Source organism: Pseudomonas sp. GL_139_B (assembly GCF_057834475.1).
On record NZ_CM174403.1, the window covers coordinates 4,959,604 to 4,982,309 of the forward strand.

The window sequence follows — 22,706 nt, forward strand, 5'->3', positions numbered from 1 at the left end:
AGTCCTAACTCCTGAGGGTTTGAGCCGGGAACGCACGACCAATCAGCGATAGCGATCATTGGCCTGCCTCCATGCCGTCGAACGTGATGGGATCGAAATGAGCCGTGGTTTCTCCTGCTTCGGACAGCACACTGATCTCAAACTTTCCGCCGGTAGGGCTGGAGACAAACACTCGCGTCACGCCCTCCTGGTTGGTGTAGGTCTGCTCCGGCCGGATAACCAGCAAAGGCAGTTTGGTGTCGCCCACAACCTCGTAGCTCCATCGCACGAGGCTGTTTTTCCCGAGGTTTAGATGCTGGTCCATCAGCGTGGCGTAGAGTTCGATCTCCTGACCGTGGGGCACGGAGCCCAACGGCACCGGCGACATGAGCGACGGCGGAAACTGCAGGGAATTCGCTTCAGCGACAATATTGATGGTGGCGGCGTACTGCGGCTTGAACAGATCCAGCCAGAACTGCGGGGTGTCCGTGCCCATGACCTTGCCGGGCAAATATTCTGCCTTGACCACGCCTTGGGTATCTGTTTCCAGAGTGGCGATGCTGCCCAGGTTGGCACGCCAGTACACCCTGACGCCGCTCAATGGCTTTGCATCGATATCCTTGAGGGTCACGGTGAAGGTTATTTTCTCGCCGGTCTTGTTGGCCACCACCTCGGTCTTGTCCGGCACACAGGTCAAGGTAACGAGCTGCTGCAAATCCTCCGTGAACGCCATCTGAGACACAGGGGATCCGGACAGGCTCAGCAATGCATGCTCGGCAGCATCCTTGTACTTCAACTTGTCCACCGCCTCGGGCAAGGTGCCGATCAAAAAAATCGTCAAGGCGTCCATGCCGGTGTTCGCCGCCATGACCCGAATGCGCATCAACAGATCCAGCTGGGCCAGGTTTTTCAGGATGTGGTTTGTCGAGTCGAAGCGACTGACACACTCGCGCACTTCTTGAACACTCCAGTCGAAAAACTCCGCCAGGCGAATCGCAGCCGCTTGCTGGGCCAGTCGCTCAGCATCAACGCTCAGGTTGTCAGGCAAGCCATTGACCTCACGCAGATAATCGAGCAGTTTCTGCGCAGGCTTCTCGCTCAACTCAAACGCCCGGGTGAGCACCGTCAGGTAGTACAGCGTCCTCACCGTGAACGCATGTTTGTCCTCCTGATCCAGCCAGGCCTTGTGGCCGTAAGCCAGGTAGTCCTGCAACAGCTGGGCGCCGAGATCGAGTTTCGCCACCACCGCACTGCGACGGCGTACATCGGCCAACAGTACAAGCAGCGGGTCAGGCTGCTCGTTGCGTCCCCGCAAAGAGTCTTCCCGATCCGACAGGGTGCGTTCGAACACCTGACGCAACAATTGGTGCACCGTTGCATTGGCCCAGGCCAGCACTTGAAACGCTTGCTCGGCGTTGACGCCCGCATAAACCGCCAGCGACTCCTTGACCACCGACGCCTGAGCCTCCTGGGCCTGCAAAAGCACAGCGAGCATTTTCTCGACAATGGCAACGCGCGCGACTTCATCGCTATCACCGAGACCATCCTTCACCGCCCCGTCGAGCGCCCTCCGGGCAAAGGCCTGATACTCGGCTTGCGTACCCGCATACGCCAGGACCAGCCCGTCAGCGTCGACCAGCATCGTCAGCAAATCCAGCCAACTGGCGCCCGCCAGCGGCGGCACACCCGCCATCAACAACGCCGAGAGGGTGAACTGCGCGCCAGGCAACAGGCTGCGCACTTTTTCAAACAACTGGCGCTCATCATCGGAGTCGGAGGTCAACGCCTGGGGCTGCGAGATGTGCTGCAACATCCAGAGCACCGCAATCTTGCGGTCTGCGCACCACCCCACACAGGAATGCAGGGCGTAAATCAGGTTCAGCACATCGGGCGTGTCGACTCGGGTCGAATAGATCAGGGGAGCCCCTGCCAGACCGTAGAGCCAGTCTTCCCCACCCAATAACGTCAGCATCAGGACGCCTTCGACCGGTGTCATGCCCAACAGACGGGGCAGCTTCACCAGGCGGTAAAAACTGGAGATGACTGCGGGGGTGCGCTTGAGTTTGTTGTCGGTGACGCCATGCGCACCGGCAATTGCCATGGCCAGGTATCGGTAGGTCTGCAGGTCGATCCCCAACGCACTGCACAACTGGGTGACGGTCAATTCAGAATCGCCCTGGACCGGCAACACCGAGAACTCACCGTCGTCGAGCAACATGGGTTGGCGGTAGTCGCCCTGGCCATTGAAGACTTGATCAAACTGCGAGAGCGCTTCACCGCGACCGTAAATCGACAACTCGTCGATAAACGCGGCAAAGTCTGGTGCCGTACACCCGTAGCGCTCACGTAATGACTGAAACAGACCCAGTGCGTGCACAACTTTTTCCGTGATCCACCAGGAATTGACCGACTTGCTAGTGCGCGATTCCGCCCTGATGGCCGCCACCAGCAACGCATCCACCTGATCGCTGGGCAGCCCCAGCCACTGATCCAGACGCAACTTGCGGTTCATTCGGTCGTATTGGTCAAGACCATTTGCGCTTGTGGGATCCGCTGATAATTTATGCAGGAATGAAGGGCCGGCTCCGCTACCCGTAATGCTGACCGCAGGGTCGCTATTGGCATTGAGGTAAACCGAACCGGAGTGCCAGCTTTCCGGCTCAACAGGCTTGTTTTGCGGGTACGTCACGTTGGCAGAACGAACCGGTGCGAAACCTCGTACCGACAGCAATGCCTCCAGCCCCGGAGTGTCGAGTTTGGTTCGCTCACCAAAGAATGGCACCTGGTTAAGGTTCTGCCACGCCACGCCCTCGGCACCGAAGTTCTGCGAATAAAAAGCGTCGCGACTTTCGAAGTCTGCGGGCTCCTCGGTCAGCAACCGCCGTTGATAAGGCCCCAGTCGTGATGCGTGGGCCAGGGCACGCCCCGCGTCGGCATCCCAAGCCTGGCGTTGCAAAAAATAAGGACCGGAGATGTCCACCAGGTGCGCAAAATTGCCGACCGAAAGCCCATGGTGATGGGCGACCGCATCCAGGGTTACCCAGTGCTGGTAGTAAGGCAGCCCATTGGGATAACGCGCCTCGATCATCGCGTCTTCAACATCCAGTCTGGCGTCGTGCTTGGCGATGAGGGTTTCCAGCACCGGGACGATGATGTCGACCGCAGACACCGATCGATACACCGCATTGAAATCGACCGACAGCGGTTTCAGGTCCTTGCGTCGCTCATGCAGCGGCAGCTTTTCGTTGCTGCTCGAAACGGACTCGATACGCTGCTCGATCCACCTCAACAGCTCGATCAGATACGCCACTGGCGAAGCGAGAGACTCCAGAGCCTGTGGTGGGCAAAAACTGTCGTATTCGGGTCTGAACAGGATCTCAAAACTGGGTCCCGAAACCATCGACAACAAACCACTGGTCGCCCCGGCCTCACCTGTTTCATGTCTGCGCAAGCTGTGTTCGATGAATTGGCGGCGCACATAAATGGCCATGCTGTTGGCCCGCCGCAAAAACCGGCGGGCGTCATCGGGGTTCACGTTGAAGTCCCTCACCAGCCCCTGCACACCCTTTTCCACCAGAGGAAAAATCGAACCACCGTCGTCGATGTAAGTGTTGAGAGCAGCGTACTGTGTGCGTTGTTCTTCACTGAAGACCTGGGTCAGCAATTGCGAGGCGGGGCGGGAGTCAGCCATGGTCGGGTTCCTGGGGTCGATAATGGCCCTGACAAGCCTGTCAGGCCGTGCAATTGACAGAAGAGATTTGGCGCTTGAAGCCGATCACCGTCTACTGTCACAAATGACAGTATCGGTGACCGTTCATCAGAGGAGCGCTATCTGGCGTTCGTGGGTAGCGCAGGCCCGACTTCGAAGCGTTCGCTGTCCACCCAGTCGGAAACCGTCGCGCCCTCTTCACCGTCAGTGAGGGTTTGCCTGAACCGGCACCAATTGCCACCATCGGGCAATGGCTGCGCCGCACTGCCAATCCAGCCACTGGTGCTGACGGGAACATCGAACGTCCATTTTTGATCAGGGTTGAACCAGCTCGTGACCTGCCCGACTCCCGGTTTACCCTGACCTTCAAAGTGAACCGGATCACTGACCCAACGTCCCGCCGCCGGTACATCGATGGAAGGCAGAAACGTACCCAGCACGACCGACCGTTCAGGGGAGTCGGCCGATTCGAAGCCGTCGCATGACGCCACAGCTACCAAGTCGCAGCGGCCACCAGGCTGATCGAGCATCAGCGTGACCGACCAGGTGCGATCCTCCAGCACCGGACTGCGTCCCAGCGCCGTTGACGCAGCGCCCACCAACTTCACCGTCACGGTGTCCCCCGGCACGCCGAAACCGGATATCACCACCCGCCGACCAATGAGTTCGTCCAGCGCCGGCGTTTCGATAAACGGCGCAGCCGGCACCACGTTGTAGCTCAACAGTGGGCTGTCTTTGGATGTCTGTCCTTCGAAGCTTTGCCTGGCCCGGATGATTTTGGTCCCCACCGGCAAGGTCACCTCAGCCTTCCAGCGGCCGTACTCGTCCACGGGAACACCGCTCCGCAAAGGTTCAGAATTGCCCTCCAGCCAGACTTCGACAAATCCGCCGGGCATGCCCTCCCCCTCAAGCGTCGCGGTTCGTGGCAGATCGCCGTTTTCCACGGGCTGCGTAATGACCGGTGGTAGCAGCACCACCTTGAACTTGAGCTCGGCGCTTCGCTCGGATGGCCGCTCATAGCGCTTTTGTTGGGCATCAATGGTGTACTCGCGAAACTCAATACCGGTGAGGTCGATCGACCAGTCACCGTCGGCGGTCAGCAATTTTGGCTCACCCAGATCCCTCCCGGATTGAGCATTGCGCAGCTGCATCGTGGCCCCGGCCATGCCATGCCGCCCCTCAACCGTCATGTCACGACCGACCTCCGAGCCGGGCGCGGGTTTAGTGATCACCGGTTGAAGAATAGGCGTGTAGACCTTGAAGGTTTCAGACATAGCGGGTGATGTTTGCGAGGCAGCCGTCTGGGTGACGGTGACGGTGTGAGCGACAACATCCGGCTCAAACCCAGTCTCACGCTGAAAGGTCCAGATTGTGTCGGTAACGGTAGCAGTACGCTTTATGGTGGGGGCGTCGCTGAACATGAGCTCCACCACAGCACCCGCCCAGCAGGTGCCGGAGAATTTTGGAGAGAAGCCGTCCTCTACCACCGGGCCAATGACAGGTGCCAATGGTGGGATGGTGACGATGAGGGGGACCCAGGTCGGCGACTGCTGACTATCCAGAAATTGCCTGACATGAACATCCCGCTTGAATGTCGGACCCCACACCTGGGATGCCTGGCTCGACCACTTGCCTCCGGACACGAGCGCGTTAGGGGCGGGGAAGGTCCTGCCACCGGGATCAGCGATCTTCACCGTAGCGTTGTTGGTGCCATTGCCGGAAAAGGTCGGCCGGTATTCCTTCGTGAACGCTATGTCGCTCGGATCCGGCAGTATCCGGTTGACGGTAAAGGCGTAAGGCTGTGACTCAATCCAGCCATTGGCATTGTCCGAGACTTTCTGAATAGCCCTCAGGCTGTACGTGCCAAACGGCCAGTTGGTCACGGTCGTTTCCCACCTGTCAGCCTCTACCTGAACTGTTGGCGGCGTTGTTGCATTCGGTGGCCCGCTGACGATAGTGATCTCGACCGTTGCGCCGGTGTGGCCGGAGCCCGAGAATTTGAGCGAGGTTTCGGTTGGGTGTGAAAGGGTGACGGCGGTCAGTGCTGGGGGACGGACTTTGAATGACCGGACGGCACTCACATCAGAAGACACACCTCCGACAATTTGTCGCGCCACAATCGAAAGCGGACCGGGGGGCATATCCGTGACGAACCTTGATACGCTCCACTCCCCGTTCGCCCCTGCAGTTCCCTCCCCGATCTTGAACGAGTGATCAAGGTCTTTGAGTACCTCGACAACGGCCCCCAATACCCCGCCAACACCAGATATCCCCCCCTTCACATCGGTAATATCGCCGTTATCCGGGAGTTGAATAATCGGCGTGCCTGCCCGTAACCGAAAGGTTCGTGCCTCTGACCATTGACCATGCGCATCGTGCGCAGCCTGGATCGTAATAGTGCCTGGCAGGTTTCGGATATCCAGCGACTTGCTCCAGGATCCATCGCGTGCAGCAGGTTCAGACAGTCCAAAATCATGCCAACCACCTTGCGTCATAATCCGAACTCGAAAACCAGGGGTCGCCGTTCCTCCAACGGTGAACGGCTGGCTAATATCAACCTCCTCATCTCTGGGTAGGGTGATCCGTGGCACGATAAAAGCCACCCGAACTGAAAACGTGACACGTTCAGACATATTGGATTCAAGACCAACACAAATGGTGTACGAACCATCAGTAAAAAATACGGGCACTTCCCAATAACCACCCGGCGTTACCGAGCCACCTAATAACTCTAATGAGTTGTCGGAGAGCACCTTGTATGCGTTGACCCAGATCATGCCGTCATAGCCCTTGATGGAAAAAAAGCCGGACGTCATGACCTGCCCCCCAGACGGCTGCGTGATGACGACTTGGGGGTTAGGAAACAGGGGATCATTCTGTTCATCAGCCATGATGTTCAATTCCGCAAAGTGCTTTTGGTGATGTGGGTTCTACCATCCGGGCCTGTTACCTCACACCTGTAAGATCTGACAGTCCCGACGAGTGGTGTAAGCCGCTGCCGTCCCTTTCGTGCTGGATCCTACAGACGTCATTCGAGTGACTACACCTCCTTGCGCAACGGACTACACATCCGCCAGAATCCGCCGGCTTGTGCACCTTGGCCCTGCCCCGTAACTTGATCACGTCGCTGCCCATCAGCGATCGGGTTTAGTCGCCTGGCGGTTCGATACATGTGCATAAGCGTCATCCAGTCGGGTACTCCCTATCCCCGCACTTGATGGTGGCTGTTCGCAGGGCGCCCTCGGGCGCGCCGGAATTCGTATCTCCGCCGGTCGACTAACCTGCTTACAGCCGCCACCCCCTCGTTTAGTCGCGAGACGGTGGCAGCCCTATAACGGAGATCGATAATGTTCAAAGCCACACCTAATCCCCCTGAAACCGACCCGGTTTCCCCCTACGCCACCCTCGATTCTAGAAAGCTCCACGCTGCCGCCGACAAAGCGCTCGACCATTACCTCAAACCCGACGTCGAATCCCTTCGCACTTCCCAGGACCGCGCCATGAAAATGTTCACCGTTGTCCCGGATGCCAACGTTGAAGCCCTGACCATCGAGACCTACGAAACGTTTTCGACGGTCAGCATTCTGCTGCTCGACCTGGCGGAAAGCCTGGACAACACGCCGCGGCATCTGGCGATGGCGATTTATCGTATGAGTGAGTTGGGGTTGATGCTGGTGGAGCGGTCGCTGGATAACGAGCGGGCGATCAAGGTGACCTGAGCTTTAGATATCAGGCGCCTGTGCTGACGCCATCGCGAGCAGGCTCGCTCCCACAGGGATTTTCGGCGAACACAAGTTTTGTGAACAACGCCAACCACTGTGGGAGCGGGCTCGCCCGCGATGGCAATCGTGAGAGCGCCGCGAAGCTCAAGCAGACGCCGGCAACGGCTGAAAACTGAAGTACTGCCTCAACGCCTTCACCAATTGCCCATACTCCGGCGGTGCCCGTTGCAGGCTGAACCCGGCGTCGTAGTGCTGCGGCGTTTCGTCTTCATGGCACCACAGGCAACGCGCCTTCAGGTCGATGACCTGCTGGCAACCTTCGGTGGCGGGGATTTTCAGACGCAGGTCGAAGTCGACGCCCACCATCATGGGCAACTGGCTGATCAGCATCAGCCCTTCTTCGGACACGTTGCCGAGAAAGCCGATGGGTTTGTCGGTGACGCTGTTGAACACTTTCAGGAAATACGGCAGCTGATGCCGCGTGATCCGGCGGTTGGTAAACATGCGCAAATGGCCCAGCAAGACCCTTAAGCAGGGCCGCACTACTGCTTCGGAACGGGTCTTCTTCTTTATTGATAGAAGTGAAGGCGCGCTCTCCCCGATCCCGGTGCGACAGTCCATGTATCCGCTGACGCTTACTCCTGCCGATCACAGGAATGACCTCGGATTCAGAGGCAAGGCTCTAAATCCGATCCCTTGGACTATAGCTCACCACCGCCAGTGAGCGAGCCGTTGCGCGACGACTGCAATCAGTACGGCGTCGGGCGTGCGGCTGCGGCGCTTCGCAGTGGGTAATGGCCCTGGCTCTCCAGGGTTTCCAGGCGAGCACGGGCGCGGTAGGCGTATTCGCTGTGCGGGTAGGTCTCGATGATGTACTGGTAAGTTTGCGCCGCATCGATAAACAGCATCTGCTTTTCGAGGCACTGGCCGCGCATCATCGACACTTCCGGCCACACATAAGGCCGCGCACGGCTGGAGCGCTCGACTTTCGACAGTTCGAGTATGACCTGCTCGCAATTGCCACGGTCGTAGGCGCTGTAGGCGAGATTCAAATGATGGTTCATCGACCAACGGGCGCAGCCCGTCACACTGAGGGCAAGGACGGCAATGAGCGCGAATCGCATGGGGGGTTCTCCTGTCTTGAGTTCTGTATCGACCCGTTGTGCAAAATCTTCAGGCTGCTTGTCACGATCATTTAAAGATAAAAGCCAATAAGTAGTGCATTCGAACAATGACTACACCCAAAGATGATAGTAGCCTCACTCAGCGCTTGAACTCAGGAGTCTTTGCATGTCCGTCCGTCGTACCAAAATCGTCGCTACCCTTGGCCCGGCCAGTAACTCGCCGGAAGTTCTCGAACAGCTGATTCTGGCTGGCCTGGACGTCGCCCGCCTGAACTTCTCCCACGGCACCCCCGACGAGCACAAGGCTCGCGCGAAGCTGGTGCGTGACCTCGCTGCCAAGCACGGTCGCTTCGTCGCCTTGCTGGGTGACCTGCAAGGCCCGAAAATCCGTATCGCCAAATTCGCCAACAAGAAGATCGAGCTGAAGATCGGTGATCAATTCACCTTCTCCACCAGCCATCCTCTGACCGAAGGCACCCAGCAGGTGGTCGGTATCGACTACCCGGATCTGGTCAAGGACTGCGGCGTAGGCGACGAGCTGCTGCTCGACGACGGCCGCGTGGTGATGCGCGTGGACACCGCCACCGCCACCGAACTGAACTGCACCGTGCTGATCGGCGGCCCGCTGTCCGACCACAAAGGCATCAACCGTCGCGGTGGTGGCCTGACGGCTCCGGCCCTGACCGAGAAAGACAAGGCCGACATCAAGCTCGCCGCCGAGATGGAAGTCGACTACCTCGCCGTGTCCTTCCCGCGTGACGCCGCCGACATGGAATACGCCCGTCAACTGCGCGACGAGGCCGGCGGTACTGCCTGGCTGGTGGCGAAGATCGAACGCGCCGAAGCTGTGGCTGACGACGACACCCTCGATGCACTGATCATGGCGTCCGACGCGGTGATGGTTGCCCGTGGTGACCTGGGTGTGGAAATCGGCGACGCCGAGCTGGTGGGCATTCAGAAGAAAATCATTCTGCACGCACGCCGCCACAACAAGGCTGTGATCGTCGCGACCCAGATGATGGAGTCGATGATCCAGAACCCGATGCCGACCCGCGCCGAAGTGTCCGACGTAGCCAACGCCGTGCTCGACTACACCGACGCCGTGATGCTGTCGGCGGAAAGTGCTGCTGGTTTGTACCCGCTGGAAGCGGTGCAGGCGATGGCGCGCATCTGTGTCGGCGCTGAAAAGCACCCGACCAGCAAGACCTCCAGCCACCGCATCGGCAAGGTCTTCGAAAGCTGCGACCAGTCCATCGCCTTGGCGGCCATGTACACCGCCAACCACTTCCCCGGTGTGAAAGCGATCATCGCCCTGACCGAAAGTGGCTACACGCCGTTGATCATGTCGCGCATCCGTTCTTCGGTGCCGATCTACGCATTCTCCCCGCACCGTGAAACCCAGGCCCGAGCGGCCATGTTCCGTGGCGTCTACACCGTCCCGTTCGACCCGGCATCCTTGCCGCCTGAGCAAGTCAGTCAGGCTGCGATCGACGAGTTGCTCAAACTGGGCGTTGTGGCGAAAGGCGACTGGGTCATCCTGACCAAGGGCGACAGCTACCACACCATCGGCGGCACCAACGGCATGAAAATCCTGCACGTTGGCGATCCGATGGTCTGAGTGACCGACCGCTGAAAAACAAAAGCCCCGCCATGTGAATGGCGGGGCTTTTTGGTTTCTGATCCAACATCTGTGTTGTCTGGGCTGGCCCCATCGCGAGCAGGCTCGCTCCCACAGGGGATTTGTGAACACTGAAGATCTAATGTGGGAGCGAGCCTGCTCGCGATGAGGCCGGCCCAGTCACCGAAAAATCAATGCCGCTTGATAAACCCGGTCAACGCCGCCAACGCCTCCGGCGAGCGCAACCGCTGAGTGAACAACGCACCCTCTTCTTCTATCACTTTGCGCAGCAGTTCCTGGTCCGGCGCTTTCATCAATTGCTTGCTGATGCGCACCGCTTCCGGCGGCAACGACTCAAAGCGCAACGCCATCTCCCGCGCCTTGGCCAACGCCGCTTCGCCACTGCCCAACGCTTCAGTGGCAATGCCCCACTCTGCCGCCTGTTCACCGCTGAAACTTTCACCCAGCAGCAACAACTCCGCTGCTTTGGCATGCCCAAGCAAGCGCGGCAGCATCAGGCTGGAGCCGAACTCCGGACACAACCCGAGATTGACGAAAGGCATGCGCAGGCGAGCATCACGACTGACGTAAACCAGATCACAATGCAGCAACATCGTCGTGCCAATCCCCACCGCTGCACCGGCCACAGCGGCGATTACCGGCTTGCGGCATTCGAGCAAATTGAGCATGAAATGAAACACCGGGCTGTCGAGGTTGCCCGGTGGTTGCTGGATGAAATCGGCGATGTCGTTGCCGGCGGTGAAGCACTCGGCGCTGCCGCTGATCAGCACGGCGTTGATTTCGGAGTCGGTGTCGGCCTGTTTCAGTGCCTCGGCCAAATGGCTGTACATGGCGCGGGTCAGGGCGTTTTTCTTTTCGGGGCGATTCAGGCGCAGCGTCAGCAAACCGCGTTCGCGCTCGATCTGGATGGCTTCGGTCATGGGGGTCTCGCGTCTGAAAAAATCAGCGCTCAACCACGAGGCAGGAACACATCGGCCAGCAGTTGATTGCGCGGCAATCCCGCGAGGTACAGGCGCCGGGAAAAGGCGTCGACACTGTCGGGGGCTCCGCAGACTAAGGCCAGGGTTTGCCGGGAGACAAGCCGCAGTTGCGCCAATGCCTGCGGCAACTCGGCCGGGGTCCAGCACTCGACACTCAGGTTATCGCGGCCCTCGGCCATGGCGCGCAGGGGTTTGGCCAGGTAATGCTCGTCGGCGTCATGGGCCAGGTGAATAACGCGAATGGCGCCTTGGTGATCCTGACGCAGCGCTTCGCGCAATACGCCAAACAGCGGGCCTAAACCGGTGCCGGCGGCCAACAGCCACAGCGGCCGGGTGTGCCAGTCCGGGTCGTAATGCAGGGCGCCGCCGCGCAGTTCGCCAAGGCGGATCGAATCGCCGATCTTCAACTGACGGGCCGCGTCGCTAAATTGCCCCGGCTGACGACAATCGAGGTGAAACTCCAGGAAGCGGTCTTCTTGCGGCAGGCTGGCCAACGAATAAGGACGCGCCACATTGCCTGCCCACAACACCAGATGTTGCCCGGCGTTGTAGCGCAAAGGACGCTGCGGCGTCAGGCGCAGCCGCAACACATTGGCGCTCAACCAATCGACGGCGGCGACTTCAGCCGGGAGACCATCGACCTGGGGATCGAAGGTATGCACCTGCAAATCCTCAACCACATGACACTGGCACGCCAGGCGCCAGCCCTGCTGACGCTGGTCTGCGCTCAAGGCATCCGGGCGGCTGTCGCTCGGTAACCCCTGCACGCATTGGACCAGACAGGCATGGCAACTGCCGGCGCGGCAACTGTAGGGGACGGCCACGCCGTTTTGATTCAAGGCATCGAGCAGGTTGCTGCCCGGCGCCACCGTCCACTGACGCTCGCCGACCCGCAACTCAGGCATCGACGTTCTCCCAGGCAGCCGCACACCGATTGCGACCGTCACGTTTGGCGCGGTATAGCGCCTGATCGGCGCGCTGCAAGGCGTCGTCAAGATCATCGCCCAGCTCCAGCAAGGTCATACCCGCCGACAAACTGAGATGGGCGACGTCGAGGCCGATCAGCTCGACATCGGTAAAGGCGATGCGTAACCGCTCACAGCACGCGGTCAGGCTTTCGGCATCGCAATCGGGCACCAGTACCACGAATTCTTCACCGCCATAACGTGCCAACACATCGCCATTGCGCAGACACGCAGTCGCGACACCGGCAAAGGCTTGCAGAACCTGGTCGCCCGCCGCATGGCCGTGCACATCGTTGATGCGTTTGAAGTGATCAAGGTCGATCAGCGCCAGGCCATGCGTCACATCGGCGTCCATGGCGTTCAGTTCGCGGGAGGCCAGGCGCAGGAAATGGCGACGGTTGAACAGCCCGGTGAGTTCGTCGGTGGCGACCAGGTCTTCGAGCTGGCGCATCATCCCGCGCAGGGTGTCCTGGTGCGCTTGCAAAGCGAAGCGCCGCTGGCGCATGCGCTGACGCGTAGCCTGAACATAACGGGCGTAGAGCACCAGCCAGATCAACACAATAAGCAACACGCACACTTGCAGCCCGGCCAGCGCCGGGTCGCGGAGCTGAAAGTGGTAGCCCTCCCACAGCGTGATCGCACTGAAACTGAAAAACACCAATAGCGCACACCGCACCAGTGCTCGGCGCGAGAGATGGAACAGTCCGAAAAGCAGGATCAGCACGTAAAACACCAGAAACGCACCGCGTGCCTCATCCAGATTGGCGATCAGCCAGGTTTGCCACCCCAGCCCCATCAACACTTGCGCTTCGGTCAGGCTGGGATCGGAAAAACGCTGGTTGCAGCCGCTGTAAAACACCGCGAACAAGGCCGCTTGGCTGATGACCACCAATGCAGTGCCGACGGCCAGGCTGGCCACGGGTTGGTCGTAGTGTCCGGAGAAAAACGCCAGCCACAGTAGCATCAGCGCCAGGGCGTAAGTGCCGGCTGCAAGGGCAAAGCGTTTGAGTAAAAGCTGTTGAAGGGCGTTATGGGTCAATCGTTGACTCACCATGCGAAGGAAAGCTGTTTGAGTGTCCTACTCTACAGGCCGGTTGCCACTTTAGTGGCGAGCCGGATAAATGACCATCCAATTTTAGGGACATTAAACTGGCGTCAAAAACATGCCTCAGTACGGCGAAAAACCTGTGGTGAGGGGGCTTGCCCTAATGCCAGTCAGTTAAGACGCTCCCACAAGGATTGCGGCGCTCAACGCCTTAACTGATCGGCATTAGGGCAAGCCCCCTCGCCACAAAGGCCATTTTCCAAATTTCCAATATGTGGGCGGTATGCGACCAACGATTGACCGTCGGCGGGTGTGTCCTGAACCGAGGCGCGCTATACTGCCGCGCCTTTTTAGCGTCGCGCCAGCAGCCCCGGCGTGCCTTGAAAGGTGCTTGCAACCGACCGATGCACCCAAGCTGCAAGCACCTTATTGAATGTTCCCGTCTTTTAGAGGAGCGCGACTCATGACCGTGATCAAGCAAGACGACCTGATTCAGAGCGTTGCCGACGCCCTGCAATTCATTTCTTACTACCACCCCGTTGACTTCATCCAGGCGATGCACGAAGCCTACCTGCGTGAAGAATCGCCAGCCGCCCGCGACTCCATCGCGCAAATCCTGATCAACTCGCGCATGTGTGCCACCGGCCACCGCCCGATCTGCCAGGACACCGGCATCGTCACCGTGTTCGTTCGTGTGGGCATGGACGTACGTTGGGATGGCGCCACCATGGGCCTGGACGACATGATCAACGAAGGCGTGCGCCGGGCTTACAACCTGCCGGAAAACGTTCTGCGTGCCTCGATCCTCGCCGACCCGGCGGGCGCTCGTAAAAATACCAAGGACAACACCCCGGCCGTTATCCACTACTCCATCGTTCCGGGTAACACCGTGGAAGTGGACGTGGCAGCCAAGGGCGGTGGTTCCGAAAACAAGTCAAAAATGGCCATGCTCAACCCGTCCGACTCGATCGTCGACTGGGTGCTGAAGACCGTTCCGACCATGGGCGCGGGCTGGTGCCCACCGGGCATGCTCGGCATCGGCATCGGCGGCACCGCCGAGAAAGCCGCGGTCATGGCCAAGGAAGTGTTGATGGAGTCCATCGACATTCACGAGCTGAAAGCGCGTGGCCCACAGAACCGCATTGAAGAAATGCGCCTGGAGCTGTTCGAGAAGGTCAACCAACTGGGCATCGGCGCCCAGGGCCTGGGTGGTCTGACCACCGTGCTCGACGTGAAGATCATGGATTACCCGACCCACGCCGCTTCGTTGCCGGTGTGCATGATCCCGAACTGCGCCGCCACCCGTCACGCGCACTTCGTGCTCGACGGTTCCGGCCCTGCTTCGCTGGAAGCGCCACCGCTGGACGCCTACCCGGAAATCGTCTGGGAAGCCGGCCCGTCGGCTCGTCGAGTCAACCTTGACACCCTGACCCCGGAAGAAGTGCAGAGCTGGAAGCCGGGCGAGACCGTCCTGCTCAACGGCAAGATGCTCACCGGTCGCGACGCGGCGCACAAGCGCATGGTCGAGATGCTGAACAAGGGTGAAACCCTGCCAGTGGACCTCAAAGGTCGCTTCATCTACTACGTCGGCCCGGTTGATCCGGTGCGCGAAGAAGTGGTGGGCCCTGCCGGTCCGACCACCGCGACGCGGATGGACAAGTTCACCCGTCAGATCCTTGAGCAAACAGGCCTGCTGGGCATGATCGGCAAATCCGAGCGCGGTCCGACCGCAATCGAAGCGATCAAGGACCACAAAGCCGTTTACCTGATGGCTGTCGGCGGCGCGGCTTATCTGGTGGCGCAAGCCATCAAGAAGTCCCGCGTAGTGGCTTTCGCTGAACTGGGCATGGAAGCGATCTACGAGTTCGACGTCAAAGACATGCCTGTGACTGTTGCGGTTGACAGCAAGGGTGAGTCGGTCCACATCACGGGTCCTGCCATCTGGCAGAAGAAGATCAGTGAGAGCCTGGCAGTAGAAGTGCAGTAAGCGCTTTAGCGGGCTAAACAGCGGCCGGGGTGTCTGAATAGACGACCCGGCCGTTTTTTTTGCTCAAAAATAATGCCGCGGCATTAAAAACGAAGTGTTTACAACTATTCGGTCTAACACACCCCGCGTGACCTGTCAGATCTGACAGGTTACGAATGGCTCTCATCTTGTTAGCGTCTGATCCATCCAGCGACACCGTAGTCACGGGCGAGCGCCAGGCCAACAACAGGATCAGCCCATGGAAGACCAAGCGTCTCTGAGTATCACTGAACCCTCCATCGCCAAAAGTGCATCGATCGCCACAATCGGCAAAAGCTGGGGATCAGTCGGCGTGACGGGTAGAGCCTCATTCGAATTGCAGCTGCCCCTTTCAGCTGGGCGCGGGTTCGATCCCGCCATGGCGCTCAGCTATGACAGTCAGGGCGGTAACGGGCCGTTTGGCATTGGCTGGCGTCTGGGCATCAATGCAATCACTCGCCGGACCAGCAAGGGGGTACCCGATTACCTCGACGTTGACATCATGGTCGGACCTGGTGGCGAGGAGTTAATGCCCGAACTGGATGGCGAGGGCAGACCAAAATGCAGAATCGAAACGCGCTATCGCCAGCTTGATATTGGTGAGCACCGCGTAGTGCGCTACTGGCCGCGGGTCGAGCGTTCATTTGATCTGATCGAGCTTTGGCAACCGCAGGGAAAACCGCCCTTCTGGTTGCTACACGGGGCAGATGGCAGCCTGCATGTCTATGGCAAGACCGACACTTCGCGCCGTGCCGAACCTGTTGACCCGGCCAACCCTGACGCTGCGCCGCGTATCGGTGTGTGGTTACTGCTCGAAAGCATGAGCCCCCATGGCGAACACATCTGTTTCGACTACAAGCCCGAAGATCAGGCTCATAGCCCCGATGACTCGCACGACTATCGTGCCCAGCGCTACCTGCACCGGGTTTGTTACGGCAATGCCGTGGCCAGCCAAGATTTGTATGCCTGGACGGTAGAAAACCCGACGAGCCTGGACTGGCATTTCCACTTGGTGTTCGACTACGGCGAGCGCACGCTCGATCTGCAAAAGAAACCGCTCTACGGCCCGCCGTTTGATACCCCCGGCGAAGGTTTCGGCGAGTGGCAGCTGCGCAGCGACCCCTTCCACAGCTACACCTACGGTTTCGAACTGAGCACACGACGGCTGTGCCATCAAGTTCTGATGTTCCATCATTTCCCGCAGGCGCTGGGCGCAAAACCGGTACTCGTTCGACGTTTGCTGCTGCAATACCAAACGACTGCACTGGCATACACCCAACTGGTGGCGGCGCACTATCAGGCGTACGACGCCAGCGGTGCTGTGGAAAACATGCCGCCGGTGGAGTTCGACTATTCAGGTTTCGAACTCAATGCCCAGTCAAGCCCGTTCCTGCCATTCGAAAACATGCCTGGCATCGAGGACAGAGCGCACCATCAATGTGTCGATCTGTTCGGTGAAGGCGTGCCCGGTTTTCTCTGTCGTTACGACCAGAGCTGGTACTACCGCGAGCCCTTGCGCGCAACGACGGGGGGCGATGACATCCATTACGGCCCATGGACGGAGCTGCAGCAGATCCCGATGGCTGATCGCAACCAACCCGCCTATCAGGCGCTGACCGATCTGACCGGTGACGGCCGCCTGGACTGGATCCTCGCCTCACCCGGCACAAGCGGCTTCCACACTCTCAATCCCGATCGCAGTTGGTCGGGGTTCATTCCCTTTACAGCGTTCCCGGTGGAGTTCTTCCACACGCTTTCACAGTCTGGCGACTTGATGGGCGACGGTCTCAGCTCGATGGCGCTGATCGGCCCACGGAGCGTGCGACTGTACGCCAACCGACGTGAGGACGGTTTCGGCCAAGGCCTGGACGTCCCGCATAAACCGGACAGCGATAGCCTGCCGCTACTCAGCAATTCGCGTAGCGAGCTGGTGATGCTGGGTAACTTGTTGGGCAGCGACATGACCGAGCTGTGTCGCATCCGCCACGACGAAATAAGATGCTGGCCGAACCTGGGGCAGGGTCGGTTCGGCAAGGGCTTTGTCATGAGTGCCCTGCCTTTCGACTACGCGACATTCGACGCGGCGCGCGTGCGGATCGCCGATCTGGATGGCTCCGGTGCACCGGCACTGATTTACCTGAAGTCAGATTGTTTCGACATCTATTTGAATCACGGTGGTAATGGCCTGGAGCAAATCCCCGTTTCCGTCCCCTGGCCCGACGACATCCGTTACGACAATCTGTGCCAGGTCACCCTCGCCGACTTGCAAGGCCTGGGTTGCGCGAGTCTGATCCTGACGGTGCCGCACATGTCGCCACGGCACTGGCGCTACGATTTCGTCAGCGCCAAGCCTTACATGCTGATCGCCAGTAACAACAACATGGGTTGCAGCACAGAAGTGGTTTATCGAAGTTCCGCACAGGAATGGCTGGATGAAAAACCGCCGATCAAGCCAGTGTGCTACCTGCCGTTCCCGGTGCCAGTGGTCAAGCAACAAACCCAGCTCGACGAAATCACTGGCAATTGCCTGAACCAACGCTTCGAGTATTCGCAGGGTTATTACGATGGCCGGAACCGGGAGTTCCGCGGCTTCGGCCTGCTGTGTCAGACCGACAGCGAAACCGCTCAAAGGGATGAAGACAGCGGCTTTACCGCCCCCTCGTTGACCCGCACCTGGTTTCATACCGGACGGCTGATCGATCTGCCACGCGATGGTTACTTCAACCGTGATCCCGAGGCCCTCGCCTTGAAACCCGCGTTGTTTTGCCAGTATCACCCCAACGATGATTTTGATGATCCCGTCCCGCCCGCCGACGAAGCCACCGCCCACGCCATCGCTCACGCCCTCGCCGGTTCGGTGCTGCGCGTGGAGACCTACGCCGCCGATGACGATCCGGCTACGGCGGTGCCTTTCGCGGTGGAGGAAAGTCGTTACAAGGTCCGCGAGCTGCGCCAAAAGGGAGACCATGACGCCTACCCGATCATGCTGCCCTTGCCACTGGAAAAGATCAGCTACCAGTACGAGCGCTTCGTCAACGACCCGCTGTGCCGCCATGAAATCACCTTGGGCCATGACGAGTTCGGCATGCCTGTGCATGCCATCACGGTCAGCTATGCAAGGCGCCGAACCGAAGGCGATGAACCGCCCTTTGACGACGTCGATGAAAAGAAATGGTGGCTTGATGCCCATGACCTGGCGCAACAGTCTTATTACCTGAACGAAACCCGCGCCCGGTTCATTCACTTGAAGCAGGACTTGCAAGGCTGGCGACTGGGCCTGCCCTGGCAGCAGCGCGGCAATGCGTTGATATTGCCCAAGGGGTCGGTGCCACAAGGACTGGCCCCCGAAGAAATATCCTTTGAGGGGCTGATTAAACTGTACGCGTCACCCCAATGGGTCGCTCAGCGGCTATTGACCACCCAATCCGTCTATCGCTACCTCAAGACAGAGGATCAGACCCCACTGGCCGATGGCGACGCTGAATTCGAGGCACTGCGGGCGCCGCTGGAAATTGCGCTACTGGACAAGACTGCGCTGGACGCCTACGACATCGTGCCGTCATTGGTTATCCGGGACGAACTGGAAAAGATCGGTTATTCGCACATGCCCCTGATTCTGGGCGTGGACCCTGCCGCCGACGAAGAGGAAGACAAGCAACGCAATTTATGGTCATCCCGATACGGCTTTGCCAGGTACGACGCCCCCGACAACTTTTATAAGGTGCTTGAGTACAACGAAACGCCGAGTCACGGCATCACGACAACCCGTTACGACGCCTACCGTCTGTTTCCGGAAAGCGTCAGGCAGCCAGACGGTTGCGAAGCGCGTTTTGAATATGACTATCACGCGCTGCAACTCATGCGCAGTATCGATGCCAATGAAAATATCGAGGAAGCCCTTTACGAACCGTCCGGCCAACCGCTCGCCATCAGTTTCTATGGCACTGAAGATGGCAAGGCCGCAGGTTTTCGGCCTATCGATGAGCACGTGCGCCCCCTCGACCCTCGTCCGGGCCCTGCCATCGAAGATCCGAAAGGCGCCCTGCAAAACGCGGCCAGCGTATTGCGCAAGGACCTGTTCAGCTGGATGGGCGAACTCCCCGACTCGGTCAGACAGACACCTGACTGGCTGACCACCTGGATCGAGCAAGGTGATGTCTTACCCAGCCTGCATATTCGCGCCAGTGCCCGGCGCCGCCTGTCTCGGCTCAAATCCCTGACCGTGCCTGAACAAGCACTGTTTGCCCTGATCCACACGGTTTCCCGCGAACCGGTGCACAGTGTCGTCCTCACCGCCGACCGCTACTTTGATGATGAGTTACAGCAAATCCAGATCGTCAAAGCCTCCGTGAATGGTTTCGGCCGACCACTGCAGATCAAACAATTGGTGGAGCCCGGCCCGGCTTTCGTGGTGGAAAACGGTGAGCTGGTGATTGAAGACGGCAAACCCAAGGTCGCCCCCGCCAACCCTCGCTGGCGCGTCAGCGAACGGGTGGAATACAACAACAAGGGATTGCCCGTTCGCGTGTTTCGCCCGTACTTCGCCAATGTACACCGCTACATCAATGACCACTCCTTGCGTGAGTTCGGCCATCACGATCAGAACTTTTACGACGTGCTGGGTCGCCTGAACAAAGTCATCAACGCCAAAGGGGATGTCGCACTTGAAATCATCCACCCCTGGTACAAAACCAGTCTGGATTTCAACGACACCTACGTTGCACCACCTGTCAGTGGTCTGAAGGCAGGCAAGCAATGACCACCGCGGTTCATTGGCACACCCCGAACCTGACGGTCATTGATAGCAGGGGTTTACCGATCCGTCAGGTCGCTTACTTGCGCAACGTCGTCGGCGGGCCACTGGACACCCTGATTACCCGACAGCGGTATGACGCCGCCGGGCGACGAGTCGCGCAATGGGACCCGCGGTTGTTCGGTGTCGTCCCCAACCTGGTCACCGTCTACCGCCTTTGCGGCGAACCGCTCAAAGTCGATAGCGTCGATGCCGGTTGGCGCTTGAGCCTGGTCGGAATGGCAGGTGAGATGCGACAGCGCTGGGATCAACGTGGAAGTCATTGGCGCACCACCTACGACCCTAAGTTGCGCCCCCTCGCCATCGAGGAAAACGGCCAGCCGAACGTCGAAACCTTTACCTACGCCGATGTCGGCGCCGACCCCGCCCACAACCTGCGCGGTCGGTTGAGCAAGCAGGTCGATCGCGCTGCCACCTTGAGTGTCGACAGCTACAGCCTGCCGGGGCCGCCGCTGCGCGAAACCCGAACCCTGGTCGAGGGCCAGCGCTACCACAGCAGCCAAACGTACAGCCCGCTCGGCACGCTGTTGGGCCAGACCGATGCCGGTGACCACCAGCAACAGTTGCGTTACGACATCGGCGGGCAACTCAAGCAGGTTGAACTGCGGATAAAAGGCAACCCCGACTGGCAGCCAGTGCTCAAAGATGCGCAATACGACGCCAACGGTCAGATCATCAAGCAACACGCCGGCAATGACGTGTTCAGCACCTGGACCTACGACCCGGCGGATGGACGCCTGTCCACGCAGAAAGCGCAAAAAACCACCGAACCGGCGCGGCAAGACGTCGAGTATTTCTACGACCCCGTGGGCAACATCATCCGCCTCGAAGACCACGCCTTCCAGCCGGTTTACTACGCCAACCAGCTCATCGACGGCCACCGCGACTTCACCTACGACTCGCTGTACCGACTGACCAGCGCCACCGGTTACGACGATGCGCCACCGTCGGATATTCCGGGACGGCCCCTGCCCGGCGATCCCGGCAATCGGCTCAACTATAGGCAACGCTATGAATACGACTCCGGCGGCAACCTGATCAAATTGACTCATGTACGTGCGGGGGCCTCCTATACCCGCGAGCTGTGCATCGCCCCGACCAGTAATCGCGGTGTGCGCGGGACACCCGGTGACGAACCGGACTTCGACGCACTGTTTGATCGCCACGGCAATCTCCAGGGCTTGCAGCCAGGCAAAACCTTACGGTGGAACAACCTGGACCAACTGGAATCGGTCACGCTGGTCAAACGCAACGACGGCCCCGATGACCAAGAGTTCTACCGCTACAGCCAGGGCGTGCGCCTGTACAAACGCCATGAAACCCACACGTCCTCGCGCGTCCATTTCCAGGATGTGGCCTACCTGCCGGGGCTGGAAATCCGCACCCGCGACAACGGCGAAGAGTTGCACGTAATCACCCTGCCCGGCGGACATGGCGCCGTGCGTTGCCTGCACTGGGTCAGCGGCAAACCGGCAAACATCGCCGCCGATCAATTGCGCTACAGCCTCGACGATCACTTGGGTTCCTGCGCACTGGAACTCGATCAACAGGCCCAAGTCATCAGCCAGGAAGGTTATTACCCGTTCGGCGCCACGGCTTGGTATGCGCGAGGCAATGAAGTGGACGTTGACTACAAAACCATCCGTTATTCAGGCAAGGAGATGGATGACAGCGGGTTGTACTACTACGGCGCGCGCTATTACGCCCCATGGTTGCAACGCTGGATCAGTGCCGACCCGGCGGGGGATGTGGATGGGTTGAATCTGTATGGGTTTGTGGGCGCTAATCCGATGCGATATGTGGATACAAACGGCGAGGCAAAAGCGGACGAGGTCATCTACAACTACTCGAATTTTATTGCTGTCCTGGAAGGTCACGCCGCCCAGACACTTGAGCAACTCGACAACGTCTTCAATGAAACCAACATTGCCGTGGACCTGCTGAAGAACCTTGCCGGTGAATCAATCAACGCAGCCATCGGCTTCGCGGGCGGGTACTACGGGGCTCAGGCAGGCGGCGTCCTGTTGCCCGATGCGCCCCACGTCGTCAATCTGACAACACAAGGCAAACCGGCTTTTTCTGAAGGCTTGACCGGTGGCAATCTGGGTGGCGAACTCGCTGGCGCAGGGGGTGGAGCGAGCCTGCCGATGGCAAGCCTGATCCGGCCTCTGTTACCGCAGACGTCCACCATGAACATCGAAGCCATTGATCGCCAGCTTGGCCTCTCTGCGGATAATTCCACTGACTGGCTTGGTAAAGGGATCAATATTTTCCTGAATAACGTGGTGGGTTCGGTCGTACCGGGAGTCGGCGCTTTCCTGAACATGGGAAGCAGGGTCCAGGAGGCCGAAGACATCCAGAACAGACTGGATCCGGTCAAGATCATCAAAATCGAGCGAATGTTGAACGAGTGGGAAATCATCGAGAATGAACGCTACGCCCAAGCTGAATTAGCCTTTGACGCCGCTGGCGCTGACACCATTTATCCGGCGGCTCTGTTGCCCAATGTCAATGCCATGACCGACAGGAGTCTGCTTGAGCCGATTCACCGCAGCGCGTTGAAACAGCAGCACAGCAGGACTCAGGATCTGATAATGCGAGCCAAAACTGGCATGGCGCACTACAAGGAAATGGGCACAACAGATAACCAGTTCTTGTTGAAGCAAACCCGCCCAGCTAATCGACAACATGCGAAAAATTGAGGAGCCAGTCGTGCGGCGCCCCA

The 22,706-nt window shown here is 59.3% G+C and carries 12 protein-coding genes; 5 read left to right on the top strand and 7 right to left on the bottom strand.

Going from position 1 to position 22,706, the window contains the following annotated elements; genetic code table 11:
* Window positions 1-55: 55 nt before the first annotated feature.
* A complete protein-coding gene (locus AC3ISI_RS22700; RefSeq protein WP_489333889.1) occupies window positions 56-3,670 on the bottom strand; it encodes a Tc toxin subunit A in 3,615 nt (1,204 codons plus the stop codon).
* A 137-nt stretch (window positions 3,671-3,807) separates the two neighbouring features.
* Window positions 3,808-6,579 (bottom strand): hypothetical protein, encoded by a 2,772-nt coding sequence (locus AC3ISI_RS22705; RefSeq protein ID WP_489333890.1) that lies wholly within the window; start codon window positions 6,577-6,579, stop codon window positions 3,808-3,810.
* A gap of 456 nt (window positions 6,580-7,035) precedes the next feature.
* Between AC3ISI_RS22705 and AC3ISI_RS22710 the strand changes: the two genes are divergently transcribed.
* The gene (locus AC3ISI_RS22710; protein ID WP_489333891.1) at window positions 7,036-7,407 is read left to right on the top strand and encodes a DUF6124 family protein; all 372 of its coding nucleotides are present in this window, start codon (window positions 7,036-7,038) and stop codon (window positions 7,405-7,407) included.
* Window positions 7,408-7,554: 147 nt separating this feature from the next.
* On the opposite strand, the gene AC3ISI_RS22715 is transcribed toward AC3ISI_RS22710, so the two are convergent.
* Together AC3ISI_RS22715 and AC3ISI_RS22720 are read right to left on the bottom strand one after the other, a co-directional pair.
* On the bottom strand, window positions 7,555-7,914 hold the full coding sequence (locus AC3ISI_RS22715) for a PilZ domain-containing protein (protein ID WP_489333892.1): 360 nt from the start codon (window positions 7,912-7,914) through the stop codon (window positions 7,555-7,557).
* A gap of 245 nt (window positions 7,915-8,159) precedes the next feature.
* A complete protein-coding gene (locus AC3ISI_RS22720; RefSeq protein WP_489333893.1) occupies window positions 8,160-8,534 on the bottom strand; it encodes a tetratricopeptide repeat protein in 375 nt (124 codons plus the stop codon).
* 166 nt (window positions 8,535-8,700) lie between these two features.
* On the opposite strand from AC3ISI_RS22720, the gene pyk reads away from it, so the two are divergent.
* Window positions 8,701-10,152 (top strand): pyruvate kinase, encoded by a 1,452-nt coding sequence (gene pyk / locus AC3ISI_RS22725; protein ID WP_489333894.1) that lies wholly within the window; start codon window positions 8,701-8,703, stop codon window positions 10,150-10,152.
* Window positions 10,153-10,343: 191 nt separating this feature from the next.
* On the opposite strand, the gene AC3ISI_RS22730 is transcribed toward pyk, so the two are convergent.
* Genes AC3ISI_RS22730 through AC3ISI_RS22740 form a run of 3 tightly spaced genes read right to left on the bottom strand, consistent with a single transcriptional unit; the run spans window position 10,344 to window position 13,157 of the window.
* The gene (locus AC3ISI_RS22730) at window positions 10,344-11,093 is read right to left on the bottom strand and encodes an enoyl-CoA hydratase-related protein (protein WP_489333895.1); all 750 of its coding nucleotides are present in this window, start codon (window positions 11,091-11,093) and stop codon (window positions 10,344-10,346) included.
* Window positions 11,094-11,122: 29 nt separating this feature from the next.
* On the bottom strand, window positions 11,123-12,058 hold the full coding sequence (locus AC3ISI_RS22735) for an iron-sulfur-binding ferredoxin reductase (protein ID WP_489333896.1): 936 nt from the start codon (window positions 12,056-12,058) through the stop codon (window positions 11,123-11,125).
* Window positions 12,051-13,157, bottom strand: a complete 1,107-nt coding sequence (locus tag AC3ISI_RS22740) for a GGDEF domain-containing protein (RefSeq protein ID WP_489333898.1) — start codon at window positions 13,155-13,157, stop codon at window positions 12,051-12,053. Before AC3ISI_RS22740 ends, AC3ISI_RS22735 begins: the two co-directional genes overlap by 8 nt.
* Before the next feature lie 469 nt (window positions 13,158-13,626).
* Here AC3ISI_RS22740 and AC3ISI_RS22745 point away from each other — a divergent pair, with 469 nt between their 5' ends.
* From AC3ISI_RS22745 to AC3ISI_RS22755, 3 genes are all read left to right on the top strand, one after another.
* Entirely contained in the window at window positions 13,627-15,150 is a 1,524-nt protein-coding gene (locus AC3ISI_RS22745; protein ID WP_019581511.1) for a fumarate hydratase, read from the top strand.
* A gap of 238 nt (window positions 15,151-15,388) precedes the next feature.
* On the top strand, window positions 15,389-19,927 hold the full coding sequence (locus tag AC3ISI_RS22750; RefSeq protein WP_489333900.1) for a SpvB/TcaC N-terminal domain-containing protein: 4,539 nt from the start codon (window positions 15,389-15,391) through the stop codon (window positions 19,925-19,927).
* On the top strand, window positions 19,924-22,683 hold the full coding sequence (locus AC3ISI_RS22755; protein WP_489333901.1) for an RHS repeat-associated core domain-containing protein: 2,760 nt from the start codon (window positions 19,924-19,926) through the stop codon (window positions 22,681-22,683). The genes AC3ISI_RS22750 and AC3ISI_RS22755 overlap by 4 nt, the downstream gene beginning before the upstream one ends.
* Window positions 22,684-22,706 lie beyond the last annotated feature (23 nt).

What these genes read in the sequence shown, in the direction of transcription:
- AC3ISI_RS22750 (WP_489333900.1), top strand. Translation starts at nt 15,389, where the DNA reads ATGGAAGACCAAGCGTCTCTGAGTATCACTGAACCCTCCATCGCCAAA.
- AC3ISI_RS22720 (WP_489333893.1), bottom strand. Translation starts at nt 8,534, where the DNA reads ATGCGATTCGCGCTCATTGCCGTCCTTGCCCTCAGTGTGACGGGCTGC.
- AC3ISI_RS22705 (WP_489333890.1), bottom strand. Translation starts at nt 6,579, where the DNA reads ATGGCTGATGAACAGAATGATCCCCTGTTTCCTAACCCCCAAGTCGTC.
- AC3ISI_RS22700 (WP_489333889.1), bottom strand. Translation starts at nt 3,670, where the DNA reads ATGGCTGACTCCCGCCCCGCCTCGCAATTGCTGACCCAGGTCTTCAGT.
- AC3ISI_RS22745 (WP_019581511.1), top strand. Translation starts at nt 13,627, where the DNA reads ATGACCGTGATCAAGCAAGACGACCTGATTCAGAGCGTTGCCGACGCC.
- AC3ISI_RS22715 (WP_489333892.1), bottom strand. Translation starts at nt 7,914, where the DNA reads ATGTTTACCAACCGCCGGATCACGCGGCATCAGCTGCCGTATTTCCTG.
- AC3ISI_RS22735 (WP_489333896.1), bottom strand. Translation starts at nt 12,058, where the DNA reads ATGCCTGAGTTGCGGGTCGGCGAGCGTCAGTGGACGGTGGCGCCGGGC.
- pyk (WP_489333894.1), top strand. Translation starts at nt 8,701, where the DNA reads ATGTCCGTCCGTCGTACCAAAATCGTCGCTACCCTTGGCCCGGCCAGT.
- AC3ISI_RS22710 (WP_489333891.1), top strand. Translation starts at nt 7,036, where the DNA reads ATGTTCAAAGCCACACCTAATCCCCCTGAAACCGACCCGGTTTCCCCC.
- AC3ISI_RS22755 (WP_489333901.1), top strand. Translation starts at nt 19,924, where the DNA reads ATGACCACCGCGGTTCATTGGCACACCCCGAACCTGACGGTCATTGAT.
- AC3ISI_RS22730 (WP_489333895.1), bottom strand. Translation starts at nt 11,093, where the DNA reads ATGACCGAAGCCATCCAGATCGAGCGCGAACGCGGTTTGCTGACGCTG.